This is a genomic window from Pseudochrobactrum sp. AO18b (assembly GCF_000409565.1).
In the GTDB taxonomy this organism is placed as follows: domain Bacteria; phylum Pseudomonadota; class Alphaproteobacteria; order Rhizobiales; family Rhizobiaceae; genus Pseudochrobactrum; species Pseudochrobactrum saccharolyticum.
Window position 1 is genome coordinate 1 of record NZ_ANNO01000373.1, and the last position, 1,310, is coordinate 1,310.

1 protein-coding gene is annotated in these 1,310 nt (G+C 43.9%); it reads left to right on the forward strand.

What is annotated here, in order from left to right:
* The first annotated feature begins 705 nt into the window (after positions 1–705).
* Positions 706–1,101, forward strand: a complete 396-nt coding sequence (locus A918_RS0114250) for a BspC domain-containing protein (RefSeq protein ID WP_022711715.1) — start codon at positions 706–708, stop codon at positions 1,099–1,101.
* The last annotated feature ends 209 nt before the right edge of the window (positions 1,102–1,310 follow it).

A 1,310-nucleotide genomic window follows, 5' to 3' on the forward strand; every position in this document is an offset into this window, starting at 1 on the left:
GAGCGGCTTTTAAGGAGTGAAAGCCTGTCTTGTCAAGGCCTGCGGCGCAGACAGCGGATTGTTTCCGTATCTTGATCCGAAACCGGCCACTTATGTTTCGGAACACATGCCGGTTTCTTGCGTTGCAACATTGCCATTCTTTGAATCTTGCCTCAACTTAAATATCCGGCATTCCAAGAACAGAGATCGGCATGATAAAATTTATAATACGCATATATCCTGATGTAATCGCTGTTCTGTGCGGCCTTCTCATTATCCCGTGGATACTCGGCGTTCCCGGGCGGCCGACACCGGCTCAATTATCAGGCTGGAACATCGGGTTTTTCGCCATATGCACCTATCTGCTACTCTATCAAACTATAAAATCCGTGAGAAATTTTGAGTTTTATAAAAAGAAGATTTCAATTCACCGGCCTGTTTCAAATATTCTCACTGCTGCGGCCTTATTCATTCCTCCGCTGATGGTGGCTTCATTTCTTTTGCTTGTTTATTCTTAACAACCTCACATCATAGGAAATGTTTTTGAAGTGAGGAACAGAGAATTCTCGATACATATTACTGTAAAACGATATAGAAGGCAGCTTTTAACCCTCATTTGCACTAAAATAGATCATAGTTTTCTGCGATATTTTAAAAACCAATATTAATCAGATCATTACGATCAACAAGTATATTACGTTCAATCAATAAACGGCAGGATTTGCTATGTTAACTCTTCCTTTTAAAGCCTCAGTTGTAATAATTTCTCTTATCGGCTCATCCTCCCTTGTTCAGGCGGAAGCTGTGCCAAAACAGAGCTCTGACTTTAAAGCTAATTACAATCTGGCCATCAATGACAGCAAGGCAAAGCCGGAAACTGCTTTATGCTCTGCAACAGCGCATGATCTGACCAAAAACAAGAAATATAAATATGACCGCTTCGGCTTTACGCAAGCCGATTATGATGCTGCGCAACTGAACCGCAACAACGGCAATGTAACCGTCAGGCTCAGCGGCGAAGCCCGTCAGCGCAACGGAAGTGCTGCATGGGATGCAATTACAGTCGATTGCAGTGCCAGTAAAAACAAAGTACGCTCTGTATCCGTTACCGTGAAAAAATAACACGATAAGAAAGGAAGGCGCATTGTCAGAGCGGTTTGCATTCAAACCGGATCACGGCGCTCGTTCTATCTCTTTGTTTTTACGCGTATCTTATCCAAAAACCGGTTCTCAGTTTTCGGAATACGCTCTGACAATGCGCCTTTGATTTATTGTTGCGCATCGAAACGCGCCCGCTCCTCACGCATGGTATGGCGGTTATCGACCGCCCC

What these genes read in the sequence shown, in the direction of transcription:
- A918_RS0114250 (WP_022711715.1), top strand. Translation starts at nt 706, where the DNA reads ATGTTAACTCTTCCTTTTAAAGCCTCAGTTGTAATAATTTCTCTTATC.